Here is a 26,245-nt window from a genome sequence, read left to right as displayed (position 1 = left end):
GATTACTCCGTTACTTCCGTCAAATGGACTTTGTGTTTGCTCGATATGAAGGTATACACTGCCGGGATCACAAACAAGGTCAGGATCAGCGAGAACATTATGCCGCCCACCACGACGATCCCCAGCGGGATCCGGCTGGTGGCCGCGGCCCCAAGGCTCATGGCGATCGGTAATGCCCCCAGCGAGGTCGCCAGCGAGGTCATGAGGATCGGGCGTAATCGCTGCGACGCCGCCTCGATCACCGCCGCCTTCTTCGCCATCCCCTGCTCCCGCTTCTGGTTGGTGAACTCGATGATGAGAATGCCGTTCTTCGTGACCAGTCCAATGAGCATGATCATCCCGATCTCCGAGAAGATATTCAAGGTCTGGTGGAACACCCATAGACTGAGCAGGGCTCCCGCCAGCGCCAACGGCACGGTCAGCATGATCACGAAGGGATCGATAAAGCTCTCGAATTGCGCGGCCAGTACGAGGTAGATCAGCACCAGCGCGAGGACAAAGGCAAAGACGATGTTGGACGAGCTCTCCGCGTAGTCCCGTGAGGGACCGGAAAGCGCCGTCTGAAAGCTGGCGTCGAGCATCCTGTTGGCGATAGCCTGCATCGCCTTGATCCCATCGCCGATCGTCTTACCTTCCGCAAGCGCGGCGGAGACGGTAGCCGATTTATACCGGTTGAAGTGATAGAGCGTCGAAGGACTGCTGTTTGGCTCCACATGGACGACCGCAGACAACGGGATGGGGTCCCCATTCTTGTTTCGTACATAGATCTTGCTGATATCCGTCGGGTCGTTCCGTTGGTTTCGTTCCAGTTGGGCGATGACATAATACTGGAAGCCGTTCATCAGGAAATAGGCCAGCCGGCCGCCGCTGAACGCCGCCTGCATCGCCGAGATCACCTCGTTGGTCGACAGGCCCAGGTCCTTGATCTTCATCCGGTCGACGGTGATCTGCAGTTCCGGTTTATTGAACTTCAGGTTCACATCCACGTTCGAAAAGGTCTTGTCCTTGCGGCAGGCCTCCAGGAAGGCGGGCATGATTTGTTTCATCTTGTCCAGGTCCTGGTTCTCGATCACGAATTGCACCGGCAGGCTGGTCTTGGATCCCGAGCCCACCGCGATGGTCTGCTCCTGGATGGCAAAGACCCGCGCATCATTGAACCGGGCGACCTTCTTTTGCAGATCGGCGGCTATTTGATTCTGACTCCGGTGCCGTTCCATCGGATCGACAAGCCCGATCCTCGGCTGGGCCGTATTGGTCCCGCTGCCCGCCGGCGTCCGCGCAAACACAAAATCCCGTTCGGGCACCGAATCCAGCAGGTAGTTGGCGATCTGGTCGGTCACGCTCTGTGTATAGGAATAGCTGGCGCCCTCGGGTAGCGTCACCTGGAACCGGATGCTGCTCCGGTCTTCCAGTGGCGCGATCTCGCTTTGCAAATTTTTCATGATCAGCGCGATCATCACCCCGCAGATGCCGATCAGCACCCAGGCCATCCACCGGATCTTCATAAAGCCTTGCAACGCCCTCCGGTAGCCGTTCTCCATACCTGTAAAGAACGGCTCGGTCTTATTATAGAACCATCCATGTCCCGATCTACTGGTCGTCAGGTAGACGTTCAGCACGGGCGTGATGGTCAGCGAGACAAAGGACGAGATCAATACGGCCGCGGCCAGCACCACCCCGAACTCGCGGAATAGCCTGCCGACAAAGCCTTGCAGGAACACCACAGGCATGAAGACCACCGCCAGCGTCAGCGAAGTGGAGATGACGGCAAAGAAGATCTCCTTGCTGCCCTCCAGCGCCGCCTTCCGGATCGGCAGACCCTGTTCCAGTTTGCGGAAGATATTCTCCGTCACCACGATCCCGTCATCCACTACCAGCCCTGTTGCCAGGACGATCCCCAGCAGGGTCAGGATATTGATCGTGAACCCCGCTACGTACATTATAAAGAAGGTCGCGATCAGCGAGATCGGGATATCGATCAGCGGCCGTAGCGCGATCAGCCAGTTGCGGAAGAAGAAGAAGATCACCAGCACCACCAGCGCAAAGGCGATGATCAGGGTCTCTTTCACCTCGGAAAGGGACTGGCGGATCGTTTTGGTATTGTCGATCAGCACGCTGAAAACAAGATCGGATTTGTTGGCCTTCTTGATCTCTTCGAGCCGCCTGTTGAATTCGTCGGCAATGGCGATATTGTTGGCGCCCGGCTGCGGGATGATGGCCAGGCCTACGGCATTTACGCCATTGTATTTCCAGCTCTGCTCGGGATTCTGCGGCCCCAGTTCCACCCGGGCGACGTCGCTTAACCGGACGATCCCGGAGCTGTCCTCGCGTAAAATGACGTCCCGGAAATCCTTTTCCGTCGTCAGCCGCCCAAGGGTCTTGATGGTCAGTTCGGTATTGTTCCCATAGATCTTCCCCGGGGGAAGTTCCACATTCTCGCTGCTCATCGCCGCAGAGATATCGTTGAAGGCGATGCCATAGGCATTCATCTTGTCCTGGTCGAGCCAGATGCGCATCGAATAGGTCTTATCGCCGAACACATACACGGCGCTAACCTGGTCGATGGTCTGTAGCTGTTGCTGGAGCACATTCTCGGCATAATCGCTCAGCTCCATCAGACTCTTGGTTCGGCTCTGTACGGCGAGGATGAGGATAAAGTCGGCATTGGCGTCTGACTTGGTCACCACCGGCGGGGCGTCGATATCCAGCGGGAGGGATCGCTGTGCCTGGCCTACCTTGTCACGGACATCGCTGGCGGCGGCTTCCAGGTCGACACCCAGGTTGAATTCGATAGTAATATAACTGCTCCCCAGCGAGCTGGTGGATGTGATTGTCCGGATACCCGGGATACCATTGATGTTCTTCTCCAGAGGCTCGGTGATCTGGCTGGCGACAAGATCGGGATTGGCGCCGGTATAGCTCGTCTGCACCGTGATGATCGGCGGATCGATGGCCGGGTAGTCCCGTACGGCCAGGAAATTATAGCCCACGACCCCGAACAGGATGAGCATCAGGTTCATCACAGTGGCCAGCACTGGTCGCTTGAGGGACAGCTCGGAAATGTTCATAGAAAATTTATTTGCTATTATTAGCGCCGGCGGCCGGTGGGGTATTTTCGTTCTCTGTGGTCTTTACATTTCGGATAGCGACGGGTGCATCAGGGCGCGCAAAGAGAACTCCTGTAACGATCACCGTGTCGCCCGGATTGATGCCCTTGGTGATCTCGATATTGTCGGCCTCCCGCACCCCCGTCTCCACATTCACCACCTTAGCCCTGCCGCCTTTTACCAGGATCACCTGGTTGTTCCGGTCTTCTGGTATAATACAATTGGTTGGAACCATGATGGCGCGTTTGTCAACACCGGCATTGACGAATACCTTGACAAATGCGCCCGGATGGGCGACTCCATCCTGCAGTAGCGCCCGCACCTTCAGGTTGCGGCTGCTGAGATTGATCTGCGGTTCTGTTGCGACGATGAGCCCCTTGCGCCGGGTGCGGGTCAGGGCATCCAGCTGGACATCCACAAGGGCCCCCTTGCGGACGACATTGCTATACTGTTCGGGAATGGTAAAATCCACCTTGGTCTTGTCCAGTTGCTGGACGGTGGCGATAATATTAGCGGGAGTGATATAGGCCCCGGGGCTGACCTGGCGTAACCCGACGACGCCATCGAAAGGCGCGCGGATGATGGTTTTGTCCAATTGGGCCTGGGTATAGTCGATATCGGCCTTGGTACTGTTTACATTACTTACGGCGAGATCGTAATCGGCCTCGTTTATTCCGTTGATGTCCAGCAGCTTGCGTTCCCTTTCTTCGGTCTTTTGATAAAGGGCCAGCTGAGCTTTGGCCTTCTCCAGCGTCGCCTGCAGATCAGCATCGTTGATCCGGGCGATGATCGTCCCCTTCGCTACCTGTCCGCCCTCGGGCACATTCAGATAAACGATCCGCCCACTGATCTCAGGGTGCAGCTCGACATATTCATTGGCCACGACACTCCCGTTCGCCTCGATTTCATTGCTGATCGGACGGGGAGCGGCGACAAGTACATCCACGATCGGGGCCTCGCCGCCCTTTGCCTTGCGATCGGGACCGGCCGCATCGGCATGCTCTTTACAGGATGAAAGAAGGGATAGGCTACAGTAGAATAGCAACAGCGCAAAAAGGACGCCTGTCCGATAGGTTAGCGGAGTGGAACGAGCCATTAACGTTGGTTTTAGCCTCCAGGAGGGAATGGCTTCCCCGAGGGTCCGCAAAGATAAAAAGAATTACCCTTAGCAGGATGAACCGGCTCCGCAATTGGATGAACCCCCGTATTGCTGTATGATCGGTGAACGAGTTCTCATCCCGGTCCTATAGGCATCTGCGGTTGCCTTTTTCGCGATTGCCAAAAAGGCCGGGCTTTGCACCCGCCACGCATTTATTCCCGGGATGCCGTCTTCTCCCTTATTAACTCACAGAACCTGATCAGCGGATCCTTTTCAACCTGCTTCAATCTGTGAGCGAAACCATCCTTATTAGGTAGCTCTTTCCATTTAAAGTATTCTGCGAACCGATCGTCGTCCGCATCCAGCTCCAGCAGGAATTCGGCCAGCGCCTTCACAGATCCGAAATGGTCGACGTTGATGTAACAATGATCCCCGGGAGCGAATTCCGCAATATTGGGAGCCCCGAGATACAAAGGCACCGAGCCGGCCACCAACGTGGCGCATACTGCCACCTGTAAATGTCATGTCGCTCACATTCCATCGACCAGAATATCCACAATTGACCGGCCCTTTTCTTCCCGGGCTCCAGGATAGGGTCCGCCTGCTGAAGGGTAGGCATGTGAAACAATAGCGCTTCGGCCTCGTCGATACATCGATGATCCGTCGTGATGAGGAAGTCATCGGAAACGGGGAAATGATAATCCTTGTCCTTGTCCAGACTCCAAGGTTTACTGTACATAACGATCTTTCTCCTGGTTGCGGTCATAGCAATATGAATTTGGTTGATCAATACGGTTCGGTTCCCCGCAGGTCGCTCAGGATCTCCTCCCGCAACATCTCCGGTTCCCTTGTCGCGGTTTTCTCTTCAAGCCGGATATTTCCTTTGCGGCTTATCTTCCCCCACTTGAACAAGGATCCGTCGAGCCATTTGGCGAATATGAACCAGTAGTTGCAGAATAACAAATGCCGGTATAGCCTTTGTAACAAAATCAGTTTGAACACACCCACCCGCTCACCGTTCTTGTCTAAAATAAATAAATTGACAAACGCTTCCGAAATGATCACCGCAAACCACCATACCAGCACCTCGTGTCGCCGTTGGACGACAAACGCGTAAAGGAAATAGTAATCGGCAAACGGCAGAACAAGCGGGAACAGGACCCGGAACAACCACGTAAATGGCAGGATCAGATAGGCGACATAAAGGTTCCCATGACCGAAAAGTTTCCTGCAATGCTTCACCAGGCCCTGTGTCAGTCCCGTAGTCCATCTGACTCGTTGCCGGAAGAACATCCTGAGGTTATCGGGCGCCTCTGTATAAGCGACCGCATCGGGCGCGTTCCGGATGACATAGTCGCTGAAAAGAAGCCGCAGGGTAAGCTCGGTATCCTCCGCGATCATCTCGGACCTGAACCCGCCGACCGCATCCGCTGCCGATCGCCGGAACGCTCCCAGGGACCCGGGAACAATGAGGATGCCATTCACAGCGTCGGAAAAAGCCCGGTCGTTATCCCAGATGGCGACGTATTCGAAATACTGCATCGTCGTCAGCAGGTTCACCCGGTTGCCTACCTTGATATGGCCCGATACCGCTGCCACCCGCTTATCCTGGAAAAAACCGACGATGTTCGCAAGCGCATCCGCCCTGACCCAGGTGTCGGCGTCAATGGTGACGATTATCTCACTTTGGGACCTGCTCATGCCCGTGTTCAGAGCAGCCGACTTGCCGGCATTCCGCTGCTTGATCAGCTTCACCCTGGGATTTCCGCCGTATCGCCCTTTCACCAGGTCCCAGCTTCCATCCGTCGACCCATCGTCGATCACGACGATCGAAAAATCATTATACTTGATGTTCAGCAGGTTCTCGATGGTCTGCAATACTACCTTCGCCTCATTGTACATGGGCAGCAGGATGTCCACGCCGGGAGAATATCCATCCTCCCCGTTCGCAGACAGATGGACCTTCTTCTCATTCCCTTTCCGCAGCAGCGCAAAATAAACGATCACTTTGACCAGGCAGATACCCAGCAATACCTTAAAAGGCCACATACGATTTTCGATTTAATTACGAAGGTGAAAAAAAAAGATATGCGATTAACCGAAAAAGAATTAGTGTTTCTACTAATTCCCTCCGCTCCATTTGAGCGTATTTTGTAGGCAAATAATACTTACGGTATGGCACAGACGGACGCTCAAAAGATCTATGACGCCACGGGCGAACAAATACAAAGCTGGCATTACCATAGCTGCCTTGAAACTGGAAGAAGACACCAGACGATAGGCCTCCAGGTGATTTTGAAAGACCCTGAATTTTCACGGGTGGAAGCAACCCTGGGCATACTGGTGTGCCGGCATGAAAGCCTGAGAACCTATTTTGCCATGAGTGATGGTATCGTCAAACAATGTGTTGTGCCTTACGACAAGCGGCTTTTCGCGCCACAGTACTACGACATCCGGGGCCGGGACCCGGAAAGCGCGATAGCGGAAATACTCGATTCTCCGGCCGGAGATCTATTCACGGTCGACACGCCTCCGCTGATGAGAACACTCATATTCAGAGTCTCTGAATCCCTGGCCAGCATTCATCTCATCGTCCATCATATTGTTTTCGACCTCTGGTCGAAAAAGATACTCCTAAACGAGCTGACGGAAATCTATCGATCGCTGGGCCGGGGATTGCCGGTCAGCGCCGATCCACATCCGATCCAACTCAGGGATTATGCCATCTGGCAAAAGGATTGGCTGCGGCACAACACCAAAGCCGCCATCCTCTTTTGGCGAAGTAAACTACAACAGCCCATGTCCCAACCGGTACCCGGCGGAGTCGATGCGACCCTGTCGGTTTTGAACACGGTAAAGGCGGATCGTTATCTGCAATTTTTCGACGAGCCCGCCTTCAAAGCGCTGAGATCGCTATCTGCCCGCGCCGGCACTGGCGTCGCTACGGTACTGTATGCCAGCCTGGCAATATTGTTTTATCTGCTCGAACCGGAAAGCCGTCCCCTGTTGGCCATGCCGGTGGCCTGCCGCCACTATCCCTGGAGCCGGTCCATTGTCGGATACCTTATGGGCGGTCTGTACCTCTATCCCTCTATCGAAAAGGAGTTGCCCCTGATCGAATTTATCAGGACACTTTTTGCCGAATTCCTGCAATCTGCCGGCTACCTTATCTACGATCATGCCATCTACGAGTTGAATGAACCGAATCTGCGTTGCAATTGCACCATTTTTGTCAACTACTCCGATGCAAACGCCGGCCAGAGACTCGAGCCTAAAGATGCCGAAGGCTACTACCCTGTCAATGAACCGGCCTATTATGCACTGGCCTGGGAAACATTCGAATACGAAAATGGCCTGCAGTGTTCGTGGAAATATAATCCGGCCCGGCTCGATGCCACCCGTATCGGTACCATCGTCAGCCTGCACAAGACCCTGGTTCGCCAAATCTGCGACCAGCCGGAAATCTCATTGAGCGAACTACAAAGGGCCATCACTCCGACCGTAGCCGTTTGATCGGTTTTGCGAGCGCTGCCTTTATCGTCTGGCTGCTGATGGTTGCCATAGAGATAAATAAAGCGATGACCCCTCCGGACAGGAAGATCCACGCACTGATAGGGATATGATAGGCGAAATCCTGCAGCCAACTGTGGATGACAAGCCAGGCAACAGGAGCCGCAATGATCAGCGCGACGACGTTCAGCAGCAGGAATTCACGGGCCAGCAGACCTATGATGTTCACTGGACTCGCTCCAAGGACTTTCCGGACACTGATCTCCTTTGCCCGCTGGTCGGCCGAGAACAGCGTAAGGCTCACCAGCCCGAGACAGGAAATAAATATCGCGAACAGCGAAAAATACAGGATCAGCTTACCGAAGCTTTCTTCCCCTTTATAAAGTCTGTTCAGAGAATCACTCAGGAAATATCCATTGAATTGCTGATCATGTACCATGGCAGTCCACCTCTTTGTAATTTCGGCCAGGGTTTCGGGAAGATGATCGGATCGGACCCGCAACGAAAAATAAGCAAAGTTCGATGGGTCTATCCTGAATACCAGGGGTTCTATCTGCTCCTGCAACGACCGGTAATGGAAGTTCCCGATGACGCCGATCACCGTTCCCTCCCCTGCCTGCGAGAATCGCTTGCCGATCACCTGAGTCGGCGAATTATACCCTAATTTTAGAACGGCGGCCTCGTTCACCATGATCGCCGAGCCTGAGTCCGTTCGGAAATCCTTTGAGAACGATCGGCCCGCAACCACCGGAAATTGATATTGATCCACTACATTGTAGTCCACAAAATAAACATTCATCCCGGCCGTCTGCATGTCCCCCGCCCTGTTCTCGATCTGGATCGGCCCATTGGCATTGCCACTGCCGGGTACGCTCGAAGAGGCCGACACGGATATCACGTTTGGGATCTCCCTAAAGGAATTCTCGATCGCCTCATACCGGTTGACGATCGACGGGCTCCGGTCAAAACTGATCACATATATCTCGTCTTTCTTGAAACCCATCGGCTGATTCCGCATAAAATCTATCTGCAGGAAAATGGTCAGGGTGGCAATGATGAGCACCACCGAAATAATGAATTGTGTAACGACCAACACCTTCCTTAGGGCCAGTCCCCTTTTGCTGTTGGCGAATTTCCCTTTGAGAACCACCGCCGGTCTGAACTCGGACAATACCATCGCCGGATAAATGCCGGCCAGAAGTCCGATCACGACGGAGACCGCCAGAAGGGTCATAAGATGATAAAAAGAATCCAGTATGGAATGACTGATCGGTTTGCCGGCAAATCCGTTAAACACCGGAAGCAACAACTGGGTAAAGAGACAAGCCAGCAGAAATGCCGCCAGCGCCTGGACGACCGATTCTCCCAGGAACTGAACCACCAGTTGACTCCTGGGACAGCCCGCCACCTTCTTGATCCCGACCTCCTTCGCCCTTTCCGCCGACCGTGCCGTGGAAATATTGATGAAATTGACAGAGGAGATGATCAGGATAATGATCGCTACAACCGAGAATATCCGGACATTGAGGAGACTCCCGCTCTCGGGGCTTCCATATTTGGAGTGCAGATAGATGTCCTTCAGCGGTTCAAGTGAAAGCACGAAGCTGACCTTCGCGTCCCGCATCACCTTGCCGGCATATTTCTCGATGAAAGGAGACAACTGAGCCTCAAGTTCACCTGGTTTTGCACCCTTCCGCAGGAGCAGGTAAGTATTGCAGTTGAAACTGTTCCAGTCCTTGTCGAGATCCGGGAACAGGCGCTGCGATAGTGTGGTCATGGACACGACGATATCCCCCTTGAAATTCGAATTGGCCGGCATATCCTTCATCTCACCGGTCACGGTCAGATCGAATTGATTGTCCAGCTTCAGTACTTTGCCGATCGGATCGGCATCTCCAAAATACTTCTTCGCCGCAGACACGGAAAGAACAGCGCTGAATGGCTCCTTCAAGGCTGTATACCGGTCGCCTTTCAATAGCGGAAAACTGAAGACGGAAAACAACGACGTATCGGCGATAAGGATATTCTTTTCCTGGTATTTTTTTTCCCCGTTTTGAATGGCCAGGCTCACCGTCTGGATGCGGGCCATGGACTCAATTGCCGGAAAGTCGGATCGTAATGCCGGACCGGTCGGTCCCGATGTACCGAAAAAATGGTCCTCGGTCGGCGTTCTTACCAGGGTTACTACCCTGTAGATGCGGTCCGCATTGATATGGTAAGCGTCGTAACTGGTTTCGTAGGAAATGTAGAGGTAGAGAAGGTAAAAGACCGTAAGGGCGAAGGATAACCCGAGAATGTTGATCAGGGAGAACACCTTGTTCCGAAGGACGCCTCTTATCACATTCCTATAAATGAATCGTATCATGGAATATCATTTTATAGTTATTGAGGAAATAGCTTACCGGGATTCAATATTCCATCCGGGTCCATCAACGCCTTGATCCGCTTCATCAGCCCCAGACGGGATCCCTGCATCTGCATACCGAAATATTGCCTTTGCAGCATCCCGACGCCATGCTCTCCGGACACCACCCCGCCGTTTTGCAGGGCAAGACCGTAGATTTGGTCCGTCGCCCTCCTGTACCTGTCGGCTTGCCCTTCCTGTATCAGCAACATCGTATGCATATTGCCATCGGCCGCGTGGCCGAAACAAACCATGTCCACATTTTCCCGGGCGCAGATAGCCTCCGTGCCGGCAATGTATTCGTAGAGGAACGAAACAGGTACACAAGCATCGATATCCCGGTATCCCGGCCGGTTCACCGTCATCGCATTCCCTATCCCGAACCTGAGCCTGCTTAATTCCTCCTTTTGTGCTGCGCTCTCCCCGACGAGGATATCGCCGGACATATGCCTTTGCAGGATATCGCCGGCCAGGTCCAGCGAGCGATCCAGGCACTGTGGGTCATCCAATGCCACGAGGAGTTGCGCCTCGTCCCGCTCGCCGGTGAGCGGTAGCGTCCCGCCCAAAAATGGTGCTGCCAGTTCAATAGCATTCCGGCAGATCATTTCCACGGCGGAGGGATGCAGTGATGACCGTCTTATGGCCGTCACGGCGTCACACGCCTTTCTGAGAGAAGCAAAAGAGGTCAGCAGGTAGATCTCCCGCTCCGGCTTTGGCAGTAACCGGTAAACCGCTTTTGTGATCACTCCCAATACCCCTTCACTCCCGACGAACAGCCCTGTGAGGTCAAAACCGGCGGACACCTTTTCAACATTGTTCCCGGTCCAGAAACGTTCTCCGCTGGCCAGCACTACTTCCAGGTTCAGCACATAGTCGCCGGTCTTTCCATATTTACACGATCGGATGCTCCCCGCATTCTCTGCTATATTGCCCCCGATCATCGAAAAAGCACTGCTGGATGGCTCGACCGGGAAGAAATAACCCGCCTCCTCGACCCGTCTGCAAAGATCGGAAGTGATTACTCCCGCCTCCGCGATGATATATCCGTCCGTTGCATTCAATTCGAGAATCCGATCCAGCCGCTCCAGCGAAAGGACCATTCCGCCATCCAGGGGCAGCGCGCCACCCGTGACGCCGCTGCCGCCTCCCCGCGGGGTTATGGCTATTTTAAAGTTACTGCATATCTTCAATATATCACTCACCTCACCCGCCGTGCGGGGCTTGATCACCATCCCGGCTTCGCATTGAAGATCGAGCGTCTGATCCCGGCCATACGCAAAGACGGCTTCCGGATCAGTCAGGACATTACTCTCCCCGCAGATGTCCTTGAACATCACCGCCAGTTCCTTTCTGGAAATATTCATGTAAACCATAGAAAAGTTTATTGCCGGCTCACCCTGCGGGTTCCATGAAAGATACGCCCACCTAGCCGCATATCCGCCGTCGTGATCACCAACTCCCCTTTCAACCCCTTCCGGAAAGGGATCGCCCCCGACCCGGCGATCAGTCCTGCAGGCACTAACACCTGCAATTCCCCGCTCCCGATATCCCTGATAACCCCCTTCATCGCACCAAACCTGGGATTGGGATAGTCATCAAGCCATATCTGCACCGGTTCACCCGACCTGATCCTGTCCTTCTCCGCGTTCGGAACGTCCGCTTTCAGATAAAGATAGTTCCCGGAACCCTTCCATTCCACGAGAACTGCCCGCACACTCAGCACTTCGGGGTAATGAATCCGCCAGAGGATACAGGCTGCACAGGCCAGAATGCAAAAAAAGACAGGGAAGGCCAGCCGGGACACCCTGCCGGGTTTCCGGGAAATGACCCTGCCCTGGACATTGCTTTGAATGGAAATACGGGTTGTTGTCATAAATGGTTATTCTACACCCAACTCCAGTTGGTTTTGTACAAGCGAATAATATTTGCCCTGCTTCTCAAGCAGGTCCTCGTGCGTCCCCTGCTCGATGATCCTGCCGTGATGCAGGACGACAATGTTGTCCGCGTTACGCACGGTACTCAACCGGTGCGCAACAACGACTACAGTCCTCGATTCGAAAAAAGGCTGCAGATTGTCGACAATGGCCTTTTCATTGTTGGAGTCGAGCGCATTGGTGGATTCGTCGAAGAACAGGTAGGACGGATCTTTATATACCACTCGCGCGATCAGCAATCGCTGTTTCTGCCCCTGACTGATCCCTACCCCCCCGGCTCCCAGTCGCGTGTCGAAACCGTCCGGCAGCGACTCGATAAACGACAGGATATTGGACAGCCTGCAGGCTTCCAGCAGCCTTTCCCGGTCCCATCTCTCCGGCTCCAGCACGATATTCATCGCAATGGTATCGTTAAAAATATAACCGTCCTGGAGAACCGCTCCGCATTGGCTCCGCCAGAACGTGGGGCTGAAATCCCTGAGGTCTTCACTTCCGACCAGCAGGTTTCCTTCGTATTCCTCATATATCTTTAACATCAGTTTCAACAACGTGGTCTTGCCGCTCCCGCTTTCGCCCACAACGGCTGTTATTTTTCCCTCCGGGATTTGAAGCCGGATACGGTGCAGCACAGGCTCATTTTCGTCGCTGCCAGGGTACGTAAAGCTCACGTCATTCACAAGGATGCCCCGGTCCTTCGGCAAGATCCGGATATACCTGTACCCCGCCTTCTCTTCATCCTCCAGTTGATGGATATCGTTGAGCCGCTCCATGCTGATCCTGGCGTCCTGCGCCGCTTGTATGAACTGAATGAATTGTTCGATCGGACCGGACAATTGTCCCACAATGAACTGCACAGCCAGCATGGCCCCAAAACTCAGCTGTCCTTCGATAACCAGCCTGGCCACGACGAATGTCAGCAGGATATCCTTGCCCTGGTTGATCAATATTGCGCCGGCCTGCTGAAATTGCTGATAAGCCAGATTCCTGAAATTGAGCCCGAAGATACCCACCTGCTTCTTTTCCCAATTCCAGCGTTGCGATTGCTCGATGTTATGCAATCTGATCTCCTGCATGCCCTGTACCAGCTGCAGCGTGGTCTCGTTCTCATCCGAGGAAGCCCTGAACATCTGGTAATTGATCTGCCGCCTCACTTTCATAAAGAGCTTGATCCAGACGAAATAAAGGACCACCCCTCCAAGGAAGATAAAGAAGAGCTCAACCTTATAGGTCATCAGCACGATGCCGAATACGATAAAATTCAAAGCGGAGAACACGATATTCAGGGTTGGCCCTGTCAGGAAATCCTGTATCCGTTTGTTATCGTTTATCCGCTGCAGTACATCTCCCGTTTGCCGCCTTTCGAAATAGGCGATCGGCAGCCGGGTCAGCTTTATCCAGAAATCCGATAGGATATCCAGGTTTACCGCCGTCGAGATCTGCAAAAGCAGGAATCCCCGGATGAAGTCCACCGTGATCCTGCTGAGGACAAGCATCGCCTGGGCCACCAGAATGATGAAAATATACTGGACATTCCGCGTATTGATGCCCACGTCGACGATCGCCTGCATGAGAAACGGAAAGATCAACTGCGCCAGGGAAGTGATAAGCAAGGCAAAGATCACCTGCACGATCTGCATCCGGTAGTGCCGGAAAAAGCTCATCACCACGGGCCAGTCCAGTTTAGGTATCCCTTTGCTATTCTTTCTGCCGAATTTAAAGGTAGGCTCGATCAGCAGGATCCTGCCGGCCGTTGCCTTTCGCCCGCCGCTCTTTCCCGTCCAGTTCAGTACAAATTCCTCCGTCGGACATTCGAAAGCCCCCTTCAAGGGATCGATACACCGCATCTTCCTGTCAGACCTGCGCCCCGAAACACCCGACAGGACAATATATCCTTCCTCTCTCCAGGGCAGAATGCAGGGAAGCGGGGTATCCCGGATCAGTTTAGGAAGAGGCAGCTCGATATACCTCGTCCGGAACCCGATTTTCTCGGCTACCCGGCTCAGGACCGATATCGGGCTTTCACCATCGCCGGGACTGATTTCTCCCTGCAGACTGTCCCTGTCGAACGCAGGATCGTAGTGTGATGCTACGATCCCCAGGCAGGCAATCCCGCTGCAGACCGCGTCAGACGACGGACTGCCGGGCAATTTTCTCGTTGAGGTCATGATTTTGTTTTCCGTTTATGCTCCGGTAGGGCGTCAAGGCGAACCTGCCTTCCGGAAGATCGATACAGATGGCCGATGGTCCCCACGCGCTGTCGCGTTTGGCCGCCTCATCGTCGTTTAAAAGAAACACCCCCCCGGGACTGTACAGGAAATGCGACCCGATACTCGTGGTTACCATCTCCGTAAGGTGTTGGTGCAAAAATCGGCCTCGGGTTCCGTCTACCCCTACCCGGATCACCAGGTCGGATTGGATGCCATGCATCCGGCAATAAGCATGGGCCTTTAAAATAAGCTCGGTAGACCGGAACCTGGCCGGATCGTCGATCCGATGAACAAGGACAGGCCGTTGGTCTCTTCCGGCCGGCATCAGGCTGGCGTGACGAAATGCCAGCGTCGAGATGAGTTGACGGAAACGCCCTTCATCCGCCGGATCTGCACCGATCTGTTTCATCACCTGATCCGTATAGGAGCCCGGGTCCCTGAATATGTCTTCAATAAGGTCCGCGCATTGATATTTTTGGATCACAGCTTTGCACCATTCCGGACTTTCGCCGGTGCCGGAGACGATATAGATCACCCGGGTGCCCCCGGATCCGGGAACGAACCGGGGATCGACCGCCGGCCGGGGCAGTATCAAATGAAACCTCCAGCCCTGTGGGTCCGCAAAGATCCCACTCTCCATTCCTTCTCCCGAATCGCCCGCCAGTTCCAGGACCCAACTGCCGTTACACCGGCTGCTGAAAGTTATCCGCCTGATCTCCACATTCTCACCGGGATCGAGCACGATCTCCGTCAGCGCTTCCAGTCCCTGCCCCTTCCAGCGAAAAGCAACCCGCCCCGTTGATAATTCGGTCAGGCACTGCCCGGGATCATGCTTCTGCGGCAGAAGGGGCAGCGACCAACCCGATCCCTTGTCCAAATCGCGCACCCGCAGAACTTCTCCCCACCTCTCGCTGCCCGCACCCGCACCGCTCCTGCTGTTGACGACTCCCTGGCTTTTCCAATGGTAACCACCACCTCCCGGCTCCAGTAAAACATGATACTTGCCGTTCGACAACAGGAAGATTTCCTGTCGACGCAGGGATCCGGTGCTCCCTGCCGGTTTTTCTTTCTTCGCGGCAACGGTCTCGACCAGACAGCAGTTAGCAGGGTCTTTCAACTCCTGCTCTTGAAGAAGCAACAAATGAGCCTGCAACTCGGGAGCCGAAACAAACCGGCGTTGCATCGGCTGATCCAGAAGCACATAGGCCATCGCAAGCAGGCTCATCCCCTGGTGATGGGCCATGAACGACCGGACAATGGTCTTATTCTGTCCGGCCGCTAATCTTGAGGGGGTGTAATCGACCGCTTCAAAAAAACCAAACCTTCCTTCCAAACCCTCAGCAGACAGCCGGTTGAGGTTTCGAATGGCCTTGTCCTGCGCAACCATCAACGCCAGAAAGGTGGAATAAGGTGAGATCACAACCTCCTCGACGGCGCTCCGTTTTAGGCTAAGCTCGCGGATGCCCCTGGGGCCATATTGATATCCATCGCTTGGCTCCAGGATGGCATTCAGGCTTTCCGACACTCCCCAGGGAACTCCTTGCCGGCCACCCTCATCCATCTGGATATCCACGACATCCTTGCAGGTGACATCCAATAAGGAATGGTCATAGCCAGGCATAACCAGCAACGGCATAAGATATTCGAACATCGTACCCGTCCATGAACCCAGCACATGCTTACCCCTTACACTCACAAACGCCCTTCGTAACGCAAACCAGCTGTCATGCTGCAATCTGCCCTGCGCAATTCCCACAAAATACGCCAGCCTCGCTTCAGACGCCAGCAGATCGAAAAATCCCTGGTCTCTTTTTCCCGAGGCGACATTGAATCCGATCACGAGCAGTTGCCGCTGTTCGTCATATAAGAAATCAAGCTGCATGTCCGAAAATTCCGAACAGCGCTCGGCAAGATCCAGTAACAAGGTTTTCCTGCGGCGGATATTCGCCAGGGCCGATTCCAGTATTTCGGTCAGCGTCTGCACACGGCATATGTTATCATCGGGATAACTATCCGCATCCTTCACCCGGAGTATTTCCAGCAAGTCGTTCGTCCGGCGTTCATGCAGATCGAGCGGCAGATGTTGATCCGGGAGTAAATGCCCGGCCGGCGCTTCGGCCGCCGCCAAAGCCAGCCAGGGAGCAATGGTGACAAGATCTTCCCGAAAATCCCGGCATTGCCTGACCAGCAACTCCGGCCATCCCTGGCCCTCTGCGTTCTTTTTTTCAGCGCCGGGATACAATTCCGCAAGCATCCCAAGCAGTGAATCCAGCATGTCCCTGGTCCCGGACAACGTGGTCGGCGGGCATGCCACCGCCTTTGCTAACAGTTCCTTCAGCCCCCCAAGCCGGTTTCTGTCAGCCGATTCATCCTCCAGCAGCCTGAAGGTGTCCATCAGCCCCGGAAATAAAGAGGGCATCACTACGGGACAGGAAGACAGCTCCAGGATGCCCTGGCGCAAGGTCAACAGATGCCCCGCCAGGTTCCCGCTGTCGACAGTGGAAACATATTTCGGCGATGCCGGCTTCAGCGTCAGGGTATCATACCAATTGAAGAAATGCCCCTTGTATCGTTCCAGCCGGGACATCGTATCCATCGTCCCTTTTGTTCTCTCCAGTAACCCACTCGTGCTCAAATAACCAAAATCACGGGCCGCAAGGTTGGCCAGTAAAGCAAGACCGATATTGGTGGGCGAAGTATAGTGTGCGACCCGGTCTACCGGGTGCTCCTGGCAATGGTCCGGTGGAAGATGATTCTCCCTTTCGTTTACCAGCTCCTCGAAATAGCGCCACGTACGGCGGGCGAATGCCCTTAACCGGTTGTCCGACGTTCTCCCCACTTCGCTGACCTTCCCCGGCAGGCCCGAAAGGTAGATCAGCACCGGGGACAACAGCCACGACCCCGCCAGCGGCATGGCACAGACCGTTTCAGAGGCCCCGCCGAAAAAAGCCGCGATCAGGGCGAATGCCGCAATCGGCAGGACGCCGGCCATTTCCGTATACGTCCATAGCAACGAGTTCGAAAAGGACGGCAGGTATGACTGCGAATGACTCCATTCCAACATCCGCTTCCGGCTGACTGTCAGCCGCCATCCCGCGATCAGTATCGCATGACCCATGCAAAGGGCCTCGGAGGGCAGGCAGGATAAGACAAAAAAAGTTCGGATCATCCCGCGGCCATATTCCGAGAGATATTTTCTGCCGGTTCTGCTGTTCCATTTTTTCCCCGCGGAGCTCAACAGCCTTTCCAACATCCCCGTCAATAGCGACAGACCGATCGTAATCAGGACGAGAAGGGTATAAAAGAACGGCGCATGCAGGATACTCCATCCTGCGGCAAGCGAGACGAGTAAAGTTATGGGCAAAACACTACGCCGGAGATTGTCGGCTATCTTCCACCGGGATAGGAAGGAAAGCCGGTTCTTCTCGCGGATGTTCCCCGCACCGGGCACCCGGGGCAGCATCCAGGCCGCGATCTGCCAGTCTCCTCTCGTCCATCGATGGTACCGGCGCATATCCATCACGTAATTGGAAGGGTACGGTTCATACACCGGAATATCGCTCAGCAGGCCGCACCGGGCATAACATCCCTCCAGCAGGTCATGACTCAACACCCTGTTCTCGGGAAACCGGTTGCCCAACGCACGTAGCACAACATCCACTTCATAGATTCCCTTGCCCATGTAAGAACCCTCCCCGAACAGATCCTGGTAGACATCCGCGTTGGCATAACTGTATGGATCGAGCCCCGAATCAATCCCGTGAACCGTTGAATACAGTGAATTAGTCACCTCCGGCAGGTAAGTGCCGACCTTGGGCTGCAGGATCCCGTATCCGCGCGTCACCCTTCCGGCCCTGGAACAGAAAAAAGCCCGGTTCAATGGATGAGCCATTACCCCGATCATTCTCGCGACGGCGCCGGCCGGGATCCGGGTATCCGCATCGAGGGTGATGACATAGGTTATTTCGGAGAACAATGACCTGTCTCCCACAACGAGGGAAAAGTTCTCCTCCCCTTCCCCACGCAGCAGAGCGTTCAATTCCATCAACTTGCCTCTTTTCCGCTCATAACCCATCCAGATTCCCTCGGCGGCATTCCACCGCCTGGGCCGGTGAAAGAGATAAAAACCCCCCATCTTCCCTCCGCCGTACTTGCTGTTCAGCTGTCGTATCCTTTTCCCCAATAGCGCAACGATCTCCGCATCACCAGGCATTACGGCCTCATCTGCATCCCGGAGATCGGTCAGCAGCCCGAAATATAAATGACTCTCCCTGTTCGAAAGATAATGGATCTCGACCGCCTCCAGTACTTTTATCGCTTCATTCAGGTCGGTCAGTATCGAGGGGATTACCACCAGGCTTTTCTTGTCCGCAGGGATCCCACGGCTGAGATTCATCCGTGGAAGCACCCGCGGTTTGACGATCAGTCTCACTGCCATATTCACGATGGCGACGGCCCATTGGGCGGCGATGGACAACAACAGTAACCCTGCCAGTATACCCCCCGCATATCCTTCACCGCCACCTTTCGCCCTGAACAAAACGAACCAGACAATACAAAGAACAATGCTGATGCCACAGAAATAGGTTCTGAACGGATGCTGCCGCAGTTCGCTTTCCAGCCTCCGGGACAGCGTCTGCCGGATACCCAGCTCTTGTTCCAGTCCGGCAATGCCGTCGCTAATCAGATAATAGCCTACATGCTTCGCCCTCTCGGGGTTATCGCCAACGGGCATCTTGCCTCGCTTTGCCAGGGACAGAACAACCCGGGCAACCTCCACTTCCGGCACCCCGCTTTTCTCAGACAGTCCCTCGATAGTCCGGTAGTAGTCCGCTTGTGTACAATATTCCATCCCCGGGAATACACCTGCGGGGTCCTGCCCCAGGATCGGTGCGACGATACTTACATCACTGACGAACTGATCCCAATCGGCAGCTCGCAGATCAGCCAGGCTGGTGATGCAATTCCTTAGGAAAGCCCAGTCCCGGCCGGCATCCGTTTGCATGGAATACATCCTCGCGATGACCCTGCGGATAGCATCGATCAGCGCCAGCCGGACAATCGCCGGCGTCGCGAGCAGCTCGCTGAAATGAAGCAGGATTACCGCCTGATACGCCTTCACCGCCTCCACCAGTTCCTCCATCTCCAACCGGCCGTCTGTCTGAGCCACCAGGACAGCCGCCAATTCATACATCGCCGGGAAACCCCTGAACGGACCATCCTCCAATTCCCGGATGTTTCGTTTCCCGCCGGCCAGACCGATCCTGCATTCCCGCAGCTGATCGGCGATAAGGTGGAAATTATTCAGGAACCATTCAAAGGCCCGTTCCTGTTCGATGTCCTTTTGACCCGCCTGCCGCACCTGCAGTTTTAGCCGGGCCAGCATCCGGCGATTCCCCTCCAGGCGCCGAAGGAGCATTCCGGTTGCGCCACACCGCCCAAAACGGGCCCTGGCAGCCGTCGCTGCCCCCAATTCCTTCGCCTCACGCGTTCCGGGCATTTCATTTCGGAGCCACATTGCGGCGACGGATGCTTCACCTCCGGAAAGGGCTTTCTCGATTTTCGTGATCCTCGTTTTCATGAACTGGATATATTTCAGAATAGAAAATTGGCGATCGCCTTCGAATTCTCGCCATTGGCGATCGCACCATGGTCGCCCGGTAAATAGAATAATTTCACATTCTTCGAGCGGCTCCCCCATCCCAACAGTTCGTCCTCCTGTTCCCAATCGCCATCCATCGCCCTGAACACGAGAAGCTCTCCGCTGATCTCTCCTCCCGGCCGATATCGGATAAGGGCATTGTGGACCCTTAGATTGACCAGACGGCATAGAAACCTGACGACTTCCTCTTTGCCCGGCAGCCTCGGTTGTATTAACTGGCAAACACGATCGGTTATACCGGTCAAAGGCAGACCGGTCAGTTCGCCCCTCAATCCCATCACCCACTCCGGATAGGGAGGCGACAGAATATGAAAGCTTTGGAAGTAATCCAGCATCAGTCTCAAAATAGGGTCGAAGCCATCATCGGTGGGCATATCCGCCCGGCCGATACCCGCACTTCCATCCAGCAGGGAAACCCAGCTGACAGGCAATCCTTCCGCCTCGAGCTGCCTGGCCATCTCGTACGCGATATTGGTTCCATAGCAATAGCCAACCAGCCGATAAGGCCCTCCTGGCTGAATGCTCTTTATCCATTTATTTTGAACGGCCGCGATCTCCTCGATGCTGCTGAGCGGCACTTCGTCACTTTCCGTTCCTTGCATGTTTATGCCATATACCGTATACCTGGCTTCCAGCGCATTCGTCAACTGCCAGAAATCATCGCTCATTCCCCCGGAACCCGGTACGATGAACACCGGGGGAGCATCACCCGCCGCACCCAGAAGAACAATATGCTGATCGACACAGCTCTCCGTCCTGGAAATGGCCAGCCGGCGTTCAATAATACGCTCCGCCAGCGACCGGATCGTTGGATACTCGAACACATCGCCGATCGAGATGTGCCGAAATATCGAGCGCTTGATCTCCGAGACCATTTTTACTGCGAGAAGGGAATGGCCACCCAGGGAAAAGAAATCGTCGTCGATGCCGACCCCTTCCCGACCGAAAAGCTCCCTCCAGATAAAAGCAAGTGATTTTTCCACACCGGTGCCGGGCGCCGTATATTTCTCTACGGGGCGACTCGTCCCGGGTTCCGGCAATGCTGTTCTGTCGACCTTGCCATTGGCAGTCAGCGGAAAGGTGTCCATCTCGACAAATCGGCCGGGAACCATATGATCGGGAAGCCGCGAACGGCAGAATTCCTCCAGCCCTTTCCCGTGATAGGTCCCATCAGGCTGAATATACGCTACGAGATATTTATCTCCGTATTGATCCTCAAATGGGCAAACGATCGCCTCCCGGACAAGACCACTGGATTTCATGATATTCTCAACCTCCGGTAACTCCACACGGTAACCCCTGATCTTCACCTGGTGATCCTTTCGACCGATAAAGGCGACCTCGCCCGCTTCCGTCCAGCGGCAAAGATCACCCGTCGCATACATTTTCGAAGTGCCGGCTTCTTCGTCAAACAGGTCATCGATAAATTTCTCCGCAGTAAGCTCCGGCTGATTCAGATAACCCCTGGCCACGCCCGGGCCGGCTATGTATAATTCGCCGGGTATCCCGATGGGGCAAAGAGCCATATCCCGGTTTAAAATATAAGCCCGGCTTCCGGTAAAAGGCCTGCCAAGCACCACTGCCCGGCCGGTTTGTTCGTCTTCCGCCACCAGGTGCATCAGCTTGCCAATGGTCGTTTCCGTGGGACCGTAATGGTTGAGGATGCGGCAAGCACGGTGAGATGTCCGGATCGTATCGACGATCTCCCCGTTAAGAGAATCGCCCCCGAAAATAATAAGCTTGAGTGGCAGCAACAGACCACTTGCATAGGAGACCGCTTTCCAATGCGAAGGAACGATCTTCAGACAATCGATACTGTTCTCCCGGAAATACTGTTCCATCAATGCGGCATCCTGCGCAACACCGGAAGGGATAAGATGTAGCATCCCCCCCGCCACCAGTGAGGCATAAATAACGGTATTTCCAAGATCTGCCGCCAGGGTGGACACCGATGCAAAGCTTCGGCATCCGTGCGGTTCGATCTCCTCCAGCAGCCCGGCCACATAGTCGGAGAGACTTCCATGTTCTACAATAACCCCTTTGGGCCTGCCCGTCGATCCCGACGTGTAAATGACATAGGCCGCATCGTCCGGCGCAACCTCCACCGGGCTGTCTCCGAACGGCGCCGTGTATTCCACCCGCGTGATATCCACAACGGACACCCAGCCTTCTCCGCCGTTGCCGGAAAGGATGCCGGCCAATCGTCGAGTCTCTTCCTCCCCCGCAAGGACCAGCCGGGAAGAAGTATCTTCCAGCAGGTAAAGGATACGGGCGGCGGGAAGCGCCGGATCCACCGGTACATAGGCGGCCCCGCATCTCCAGATCGCCAGTATCGCCGCCAGCGCCTCGATGGTCTTATCCATGCACAATAATACCAGGTCGCCTCTTTTCACCCCCCTGTCAGCCAGGTATCGGCCCAGCCGGACCGACTGGTCCTCCATCTCTCCATAGCTCATTCTCCTACTCCCGCTTACAAGGGCCATGGCGTCCGGCCTGCTTCTCATTTGTTTCCCGATCAGGTGCAGGACCGTCACTTTCCCGCACGGTTCGGGTGCCCGGCGCCCTGCCAGCTTAAGAAGAAGCGACTCTTCTTCCCGGGAAAGCAAACGCAACCGCCCGATGCGCTCCGTTGCCGAAAGGGATGTCATCGACCCGAGAATAGTTTCATAATGCCGCAACATTCTCTCCATCATCCCTTTTGAATAAAGGCCTTCCCGGTAGGTGACCGAAATATTCAATCCCGAAGAGGTCTGTGACACGGCAATCGTCAGATCGAACTTGGGCTTGATCTGCCCGAATTCCTCGGTCCTGATCCTGAGCCCGTTCATATGAAATTTCTCCGCGTCCTGGATATTTTCCAGCACGAACATCATCGGAAATACCGAATTGCCTGCCGTCCTTTTTTGTACGCCGGATAATTCCACCTGCTTATCGAAAGGAATGTCCTGGTATTCGTAGGCTTTTAGGGTGGTCTCTTTCACTTCCCGCATTAGCTGTCGCAGGCTCATGCTTCCCTTCAGGTTCGACCGGAATATAAGAGTGTTGGCAAAGAAGCCTACCATGCCCTCCGTCTCGGCCAGCTGACGTCCGGCGATCGAACTGATAACCGGTACATCTTCGGCACCCGTATAGTTATACAACAGTATCTTGAGCCCGCTCAACAACACCATGAACAGGGTGCACTCTTCGCGATTCGCAATCGTCGCCAGTTTCGCGGCCAGATCCCTGCCGACCGTTATCGACACCCTGCCGCCCGTCGTTATCGGAACCGGTGTATCGATATCCGCTGGGATGGACAATGGCGAAACACCCTTCAACTTTTCTTTCCAGTACGCTGCACGGGCCTCCATTTTGCCTGGATTCAGGGATCGACGTTGCCAATGGGCAAAATGCCGGTACTGAACGGTCACCGGCGGCAGACAGGCCCTGCGGCCTTCCACCCGCGAATTATACAACTCGATCAATTCTTTAATAAGGATCGGCACCGTCCATGCATCCGATGCGATATGATGCATGACGACGACAAGGATATATTCCGACTCGGCGATCCTCATCAGGTGCACCCTTAGCGGATGGTCCCGGGCCAGGTCGAACGGCCTGCTCACCAACTCTTCGACGGAAGTCCGCAATCCTCCCGGATCATCGCAAAGACACGGCACGTCTTCGACTGTCATTTTCCAGGCTTCGGCATCGATCACTTTCTGGCGCGGATCCCCTCCCTCCGGACAGATCACGGTCCTCAGGGCTTCATGCCGCCGGACGATCGCCCGGAAAGCAGACTCCAGGGCAAATTCGTCGAGTTCACCCTGCAGCCTCAGAATAGCAGGGATATGATAGGCCACACTGCCCTCCAACTGGTCGATCAACCAAAGGCGCTCCTGCCCAAAAGATAAGGGCGCGTCGCCGGAACCGCCTTCGGCAGCCAAAAGAGTGAGCTCCTCTCCGGCGCCGGTTTCTCCCGGCTGCCAATCCTCACTCTTCAGCACATCGACGATATGCTTCTTGTGTTTCCTGATCTCTTCCAAAAGATGGAGATCGGGATCGCAATGTTCGGGGATCATTAACTGGAGCTTGTCGTCATCTACAGTGATGGCGTATCCCAACCGTTTGGCGGTGTGTAACAAATGAATAGCGTCGTTCATATGGTTATCAGCTTATAGGTCCCCGGATCTTTCTGCACTTCGGCATCGTTATCGATCTGCAGTTCGAGGTATTTCGACAGATCATTGATATTGTTAAGTTCAAAGATGACCCTGATGGGAATAGCCAGGGAGTATTTCTTTTTTATCGCCGAGATCACCCTCGTCGCCAGCAGGGAATGTCCACCCAGCTCGAAGAAATTATCCAGCAGGCCTACCCGCGCGACCCCAAGAAGGTTCTGCCAGACATCCGCCAGAAACTGTTCGGTCTCACTCTCCGGCGCAACATAGCGGCGACGCAGGATATTCTCCGCATCTGCCGGCAATGCCCGTTTGTCGATTTTTCCGCTGATGGTAAGCGGCAGACTTTCCATCTCTACAAGCGCCGACAGAAGCATCTGGGTCGGCAACTTTCGGCTCAGGTGATCGGCAAGACCTTCCCTGTCGAATGATGGATTCGGAACAATATATCCCACCAGTCTGTTTATTCCATCCCTGTCCTTCCTCGCCACCACCACGGCCCTGTTCACCATCCCGCTTCCCAGCAACACCGACTCAATCTCTGCCGGCTCTATCCGGTGACCCCTGATCTTCACCTGGTCATCAAGCCTTCCCCCAAATTCCAGCCGGCCGTCCGGCAGCCATCTTCCCCGGTCCCCCGTCCGATACATCCTTTCCCCCGGCCGCAGCCAGGATACGTCTGTTCCGAATTTTTCTGCCGTTTGATCCGGGGCATTCAGATAACCGCGGGCGACCCCATTCCCGGAAATACAGATCTCTCCGGTCACCCCCAACGCGGCCGGCCGGCCGTCTCTGCCAAGGATACAGACCCGCTTGTTTGCCGCCGGAGCGCCGATCAGGGAAGCGTCGGCAATATCCCCGATCCGATGATACGTGGCGCAAACCGTGGCTTCCGTGGGACCATACGTATTGAACAGGGCGACCTGCGGGAACAGGTTGCTGATATAGGCCGGCCATAATACGTCGCCGCCGCTGATGACGCATCTGAGATTGCCTTTATGGGTCAGCTCCCTGTTCAGCCAGTCGATCACCAGCGGCGTCGTGCTCAGCAAAGTGATCAACCCCTCCTCGATGTATGCTTTCATGGCAAAAAGATCTTTCCCGGAATCGCGCAGCACGACAAGCCTCGCCCCGCTGATCAAAGCAGGGTAGACCTCCTCGACCATCGTATCGAATGAAACGGACGATTGCTGGAGGATCGCGTCTTCCGCACCGATAGAGAAATACTCCGCAAAGTACCGGGCATATTCGGCCAGGCTGCGGTGTTCGATAACCACACCCTTCGGCACTCCGGTCGATCCGGACGTATACAGGATATAAGCCACATGTTCACCGGTATGAACTGCCGGCAGCGGGCCGGTCGGTTCGACGGAGATCTTCTCTCGGTCTTTATCCGGCTGGATGGTCATCACCGTCTTTTCGTCGGCGGGAAGCCGTGACCGGGCGGTTTCTTCCGTGAGCACGATCCCGCAGCGCACATCGTCCATAATGACCCTGATCCGGTCAGCCGGGTAGTCAGGGTCCACAGGCACATAGCATCCGCCCGCCTTCAAGACGGCAAGCAGGGCCACGATCATCCCGGCAGACCTCTCCATGCAAACCAGCACCGGCACTTCGCACCCTACCCCGATCCTGCGCAGATAATGTCCCAGTTGATTCGATCGTTCATCCAGTTGCCGGTAGGTCAACCTTTCCTCCTCAAAGAGGATGGCGGTCGCTTCCGGTGTAGCGGCAGCCTGTTCTTCGAATAAGGCCGTTATCGTTCTTTCGTCGATCCAATCCTTCCAACCGGCGTTGAAGCCGGTCAACAGCCGGCGTCCTTCCTCGTCGCTGATGAGCCGGAGGTCTTTCAGCAACACTGCTTCGCCATCCACCATCTGCCGCAGGACATATTCGAATTGCCGGGCGATCATGTCTGCATAATGGACATCCAGCAATTCCATGTTATAGCTGAACTGGACGTCTGTTTTGTCCGCCACCGTTATACTGATATCCAGCGGATAGTTCGCCTGATCATGCATCTCGATGTCGCCCACTTCCAGGGACCATTTCCGGGAAGCAAGGACCTTGCTGACGGGATAGTTCTCGAAGACCATCAGGGTGTCGAAGAGGTCTCCCTGGATGCCGGCCCATTGCTGGATCTCGTTGAGCGAGTTATATTG

12 protein-coding genes are annotated in these 26,245 nt (G+C 54.9%); 1 reads left to right on the top strand and 11 read right to left on the bottom strand.

Features of this window, described 5'->3' with window-relative positions; translation table 11 throughout:
- Positions 1–2: 2 nt before the first annotated feature.
- From VHE34_RS12770 to VHE34_RS12755, 4 genes are all read right to left on the bottom strand, one after another.
- Positions 3–3,068 carry an efflux RND transporter permease subunit gene (locus tag VHE34_RS12770; protein WP_325588430.1) on the bottom strand — a complete coding sequence of 1,022 codons (3,066 nt, stop codon included), beginning with the start codon at positions 3,066–3,068 and terminating at the stop codon, positions 3–5.
- A 7-nt stretch (positions 3,069–3,075) separates the two neighbouring features.
- A complete protein-coding gene (locus tag VHE34_RS12765; RefSeq protein ID WP_325588428.1) occupies positions 3,076–4,203 on the bottom strand; it encodes an efflux RND transporter periplasmic adaptor subunit in 1,128 nt (375 codons plus the stop codon).
- Positions 4,204–4,418: 215 nt separating this feature from the next.
- Positions 4,419–4,718, bottom strand: coding sequence for a glycosyltransferase family 10 domain-containing protein (locus tag VHE34_RS12760; RefSeq protein ID WP_325588426.1), 300 nt, complete (start codon positions 4,716–4,718; stop codon positions 4,419–4,421).
- A gap of 274 nt (positions 4,719–4,992) precedes the next feature.
- Entirely contained in the window at positions 4,993–6,255 is a 1,263-nt protein-coding gene (locus VHE34_RS12755; RefSeq protein WP_325588423.1) for a glycosyltransferase family 2 protein, read from the bottom strand.
- A gap of 126 nt (positions 6,256–6,381) precedes the next feature.
- Here VHE34_RS12755 and VHE34_RS12750 point away from each other — a divergent pair, with 126 nt between their 5' ends.
- The gene (locus VHE34_RS12750) at positions 6,382–7,719 is read left to right on the top strand and encodes a condensation domain-containing protein (protein ID WP_325588421.1); all 1,338 of its coding nucleotides are present in this window, start codon (positions 6,382–6,384) and stop codon (positions 7,717–7,719) included.
- On the opposite strand, the gene VHE34_RS12745 is transcribed toward VHE34_RS12750, so the two are convergent.
- The 7 genes from VHE34_RS12745 to VHE34_RS12715 all read right to left on the bottom strand — a co-directional run.
- Positions 7,697–10,081, bottom strand: coding sequence for an ABC transporter permease (locus VHE34_RS12745; protein WP_325588419.1), 2,385 nt, complete (start codon positions 10,079–10,081; stop codon positions 7,697–7,699). The genes VHE34_RS12750 and VHE34_RS12745 overlap by 23 nt on opposite strands.
- A 17-nt stretch (positions 10,082–10,098) precedes the next feature.
- The gene (locus VHE34_RS12740) at positions 10,099–11,484 is read right to left on the bottom strand and encodes an FAD-binding oxidoreductase (RefSeq protein ID WP_325588417.1); all 1,386 of its coding nucleotides are present in this window, start codon (positions 11,482–11,484) and stop codon (positions 10,099–10,101) included.
- 17 nt (positions 11,485–11,501) lie between these two features.
- A complete protein-coding gene (locus VHE34_RS12735; protein ID WP_325588415.1) occupies positions 11,502–11,993 on the bottom strand; it encodes a hypothetical protein in 492 nt (163 codons plus the stop codon).
- A gap of 6 nt (positions 11,994–11,999) precedes the next feature.
- Positions 12,000–14,219, bottom strand: a complete 2,220-nt coding sequence (locus VHE34_RS12730; protein ID WP_325588413.1) for a peptidase domain-containing ABC transporter — start codon at positions 14,217–14,219, stop codon at positions 12,000–12,002.
- Positions 14,179–19,842: a glucoamylase family protein gene (locus VHE34_RS12725; RefSeq protein ID WP_325588411.1), complete on the bottom strand. Its 5,664-nt coding sequence runs from the start codon at positions 19,840–19,842 to the stop codon at positions 14,179–14,181. Before VHE34_RS12725 ends, VHE34_RS12730 begins: the two co-directional genes overlap by 41 nt.
- Positions 19,843–19,856: 14 nt before the next feature.
- The gene (locus VHE34_RS12720) at positions 19,857–24,065 is read right to left on the bottom strand and encodes an amino acid adenylation domain-containing protein (protein ID WP_325588409.1); all 4,209 of its coding nucleotides are present in this window, start codon (positions 24,063–24,065) and stop codon (positions 19,857–19,859) included.
- Positions 24,062–26,245, bottom strand: a 2,184-nt coding sequence (locus VHE34_RS12715) for an amino acid adenylation domain-containing protein (protein ID WP_325588407.1), incomplete at its 5' end; no start/stop codon positions are given. The genes VHE34_RS12720 and VHE34_RS12715, both read right to left, overlap by 4 nt.

Source organism: Puia sp. (genome assembly GCF_035546395.1).
GTDB lineage: Bacteria > Bacteroidota > Bacteroidia > Chitinophagales > Chitinophagaceae > Puia.
Note: the sequence above shows the minus strand (reverse complement) of the source record. Positions and strands in the feature narration are given on the sequence as shown.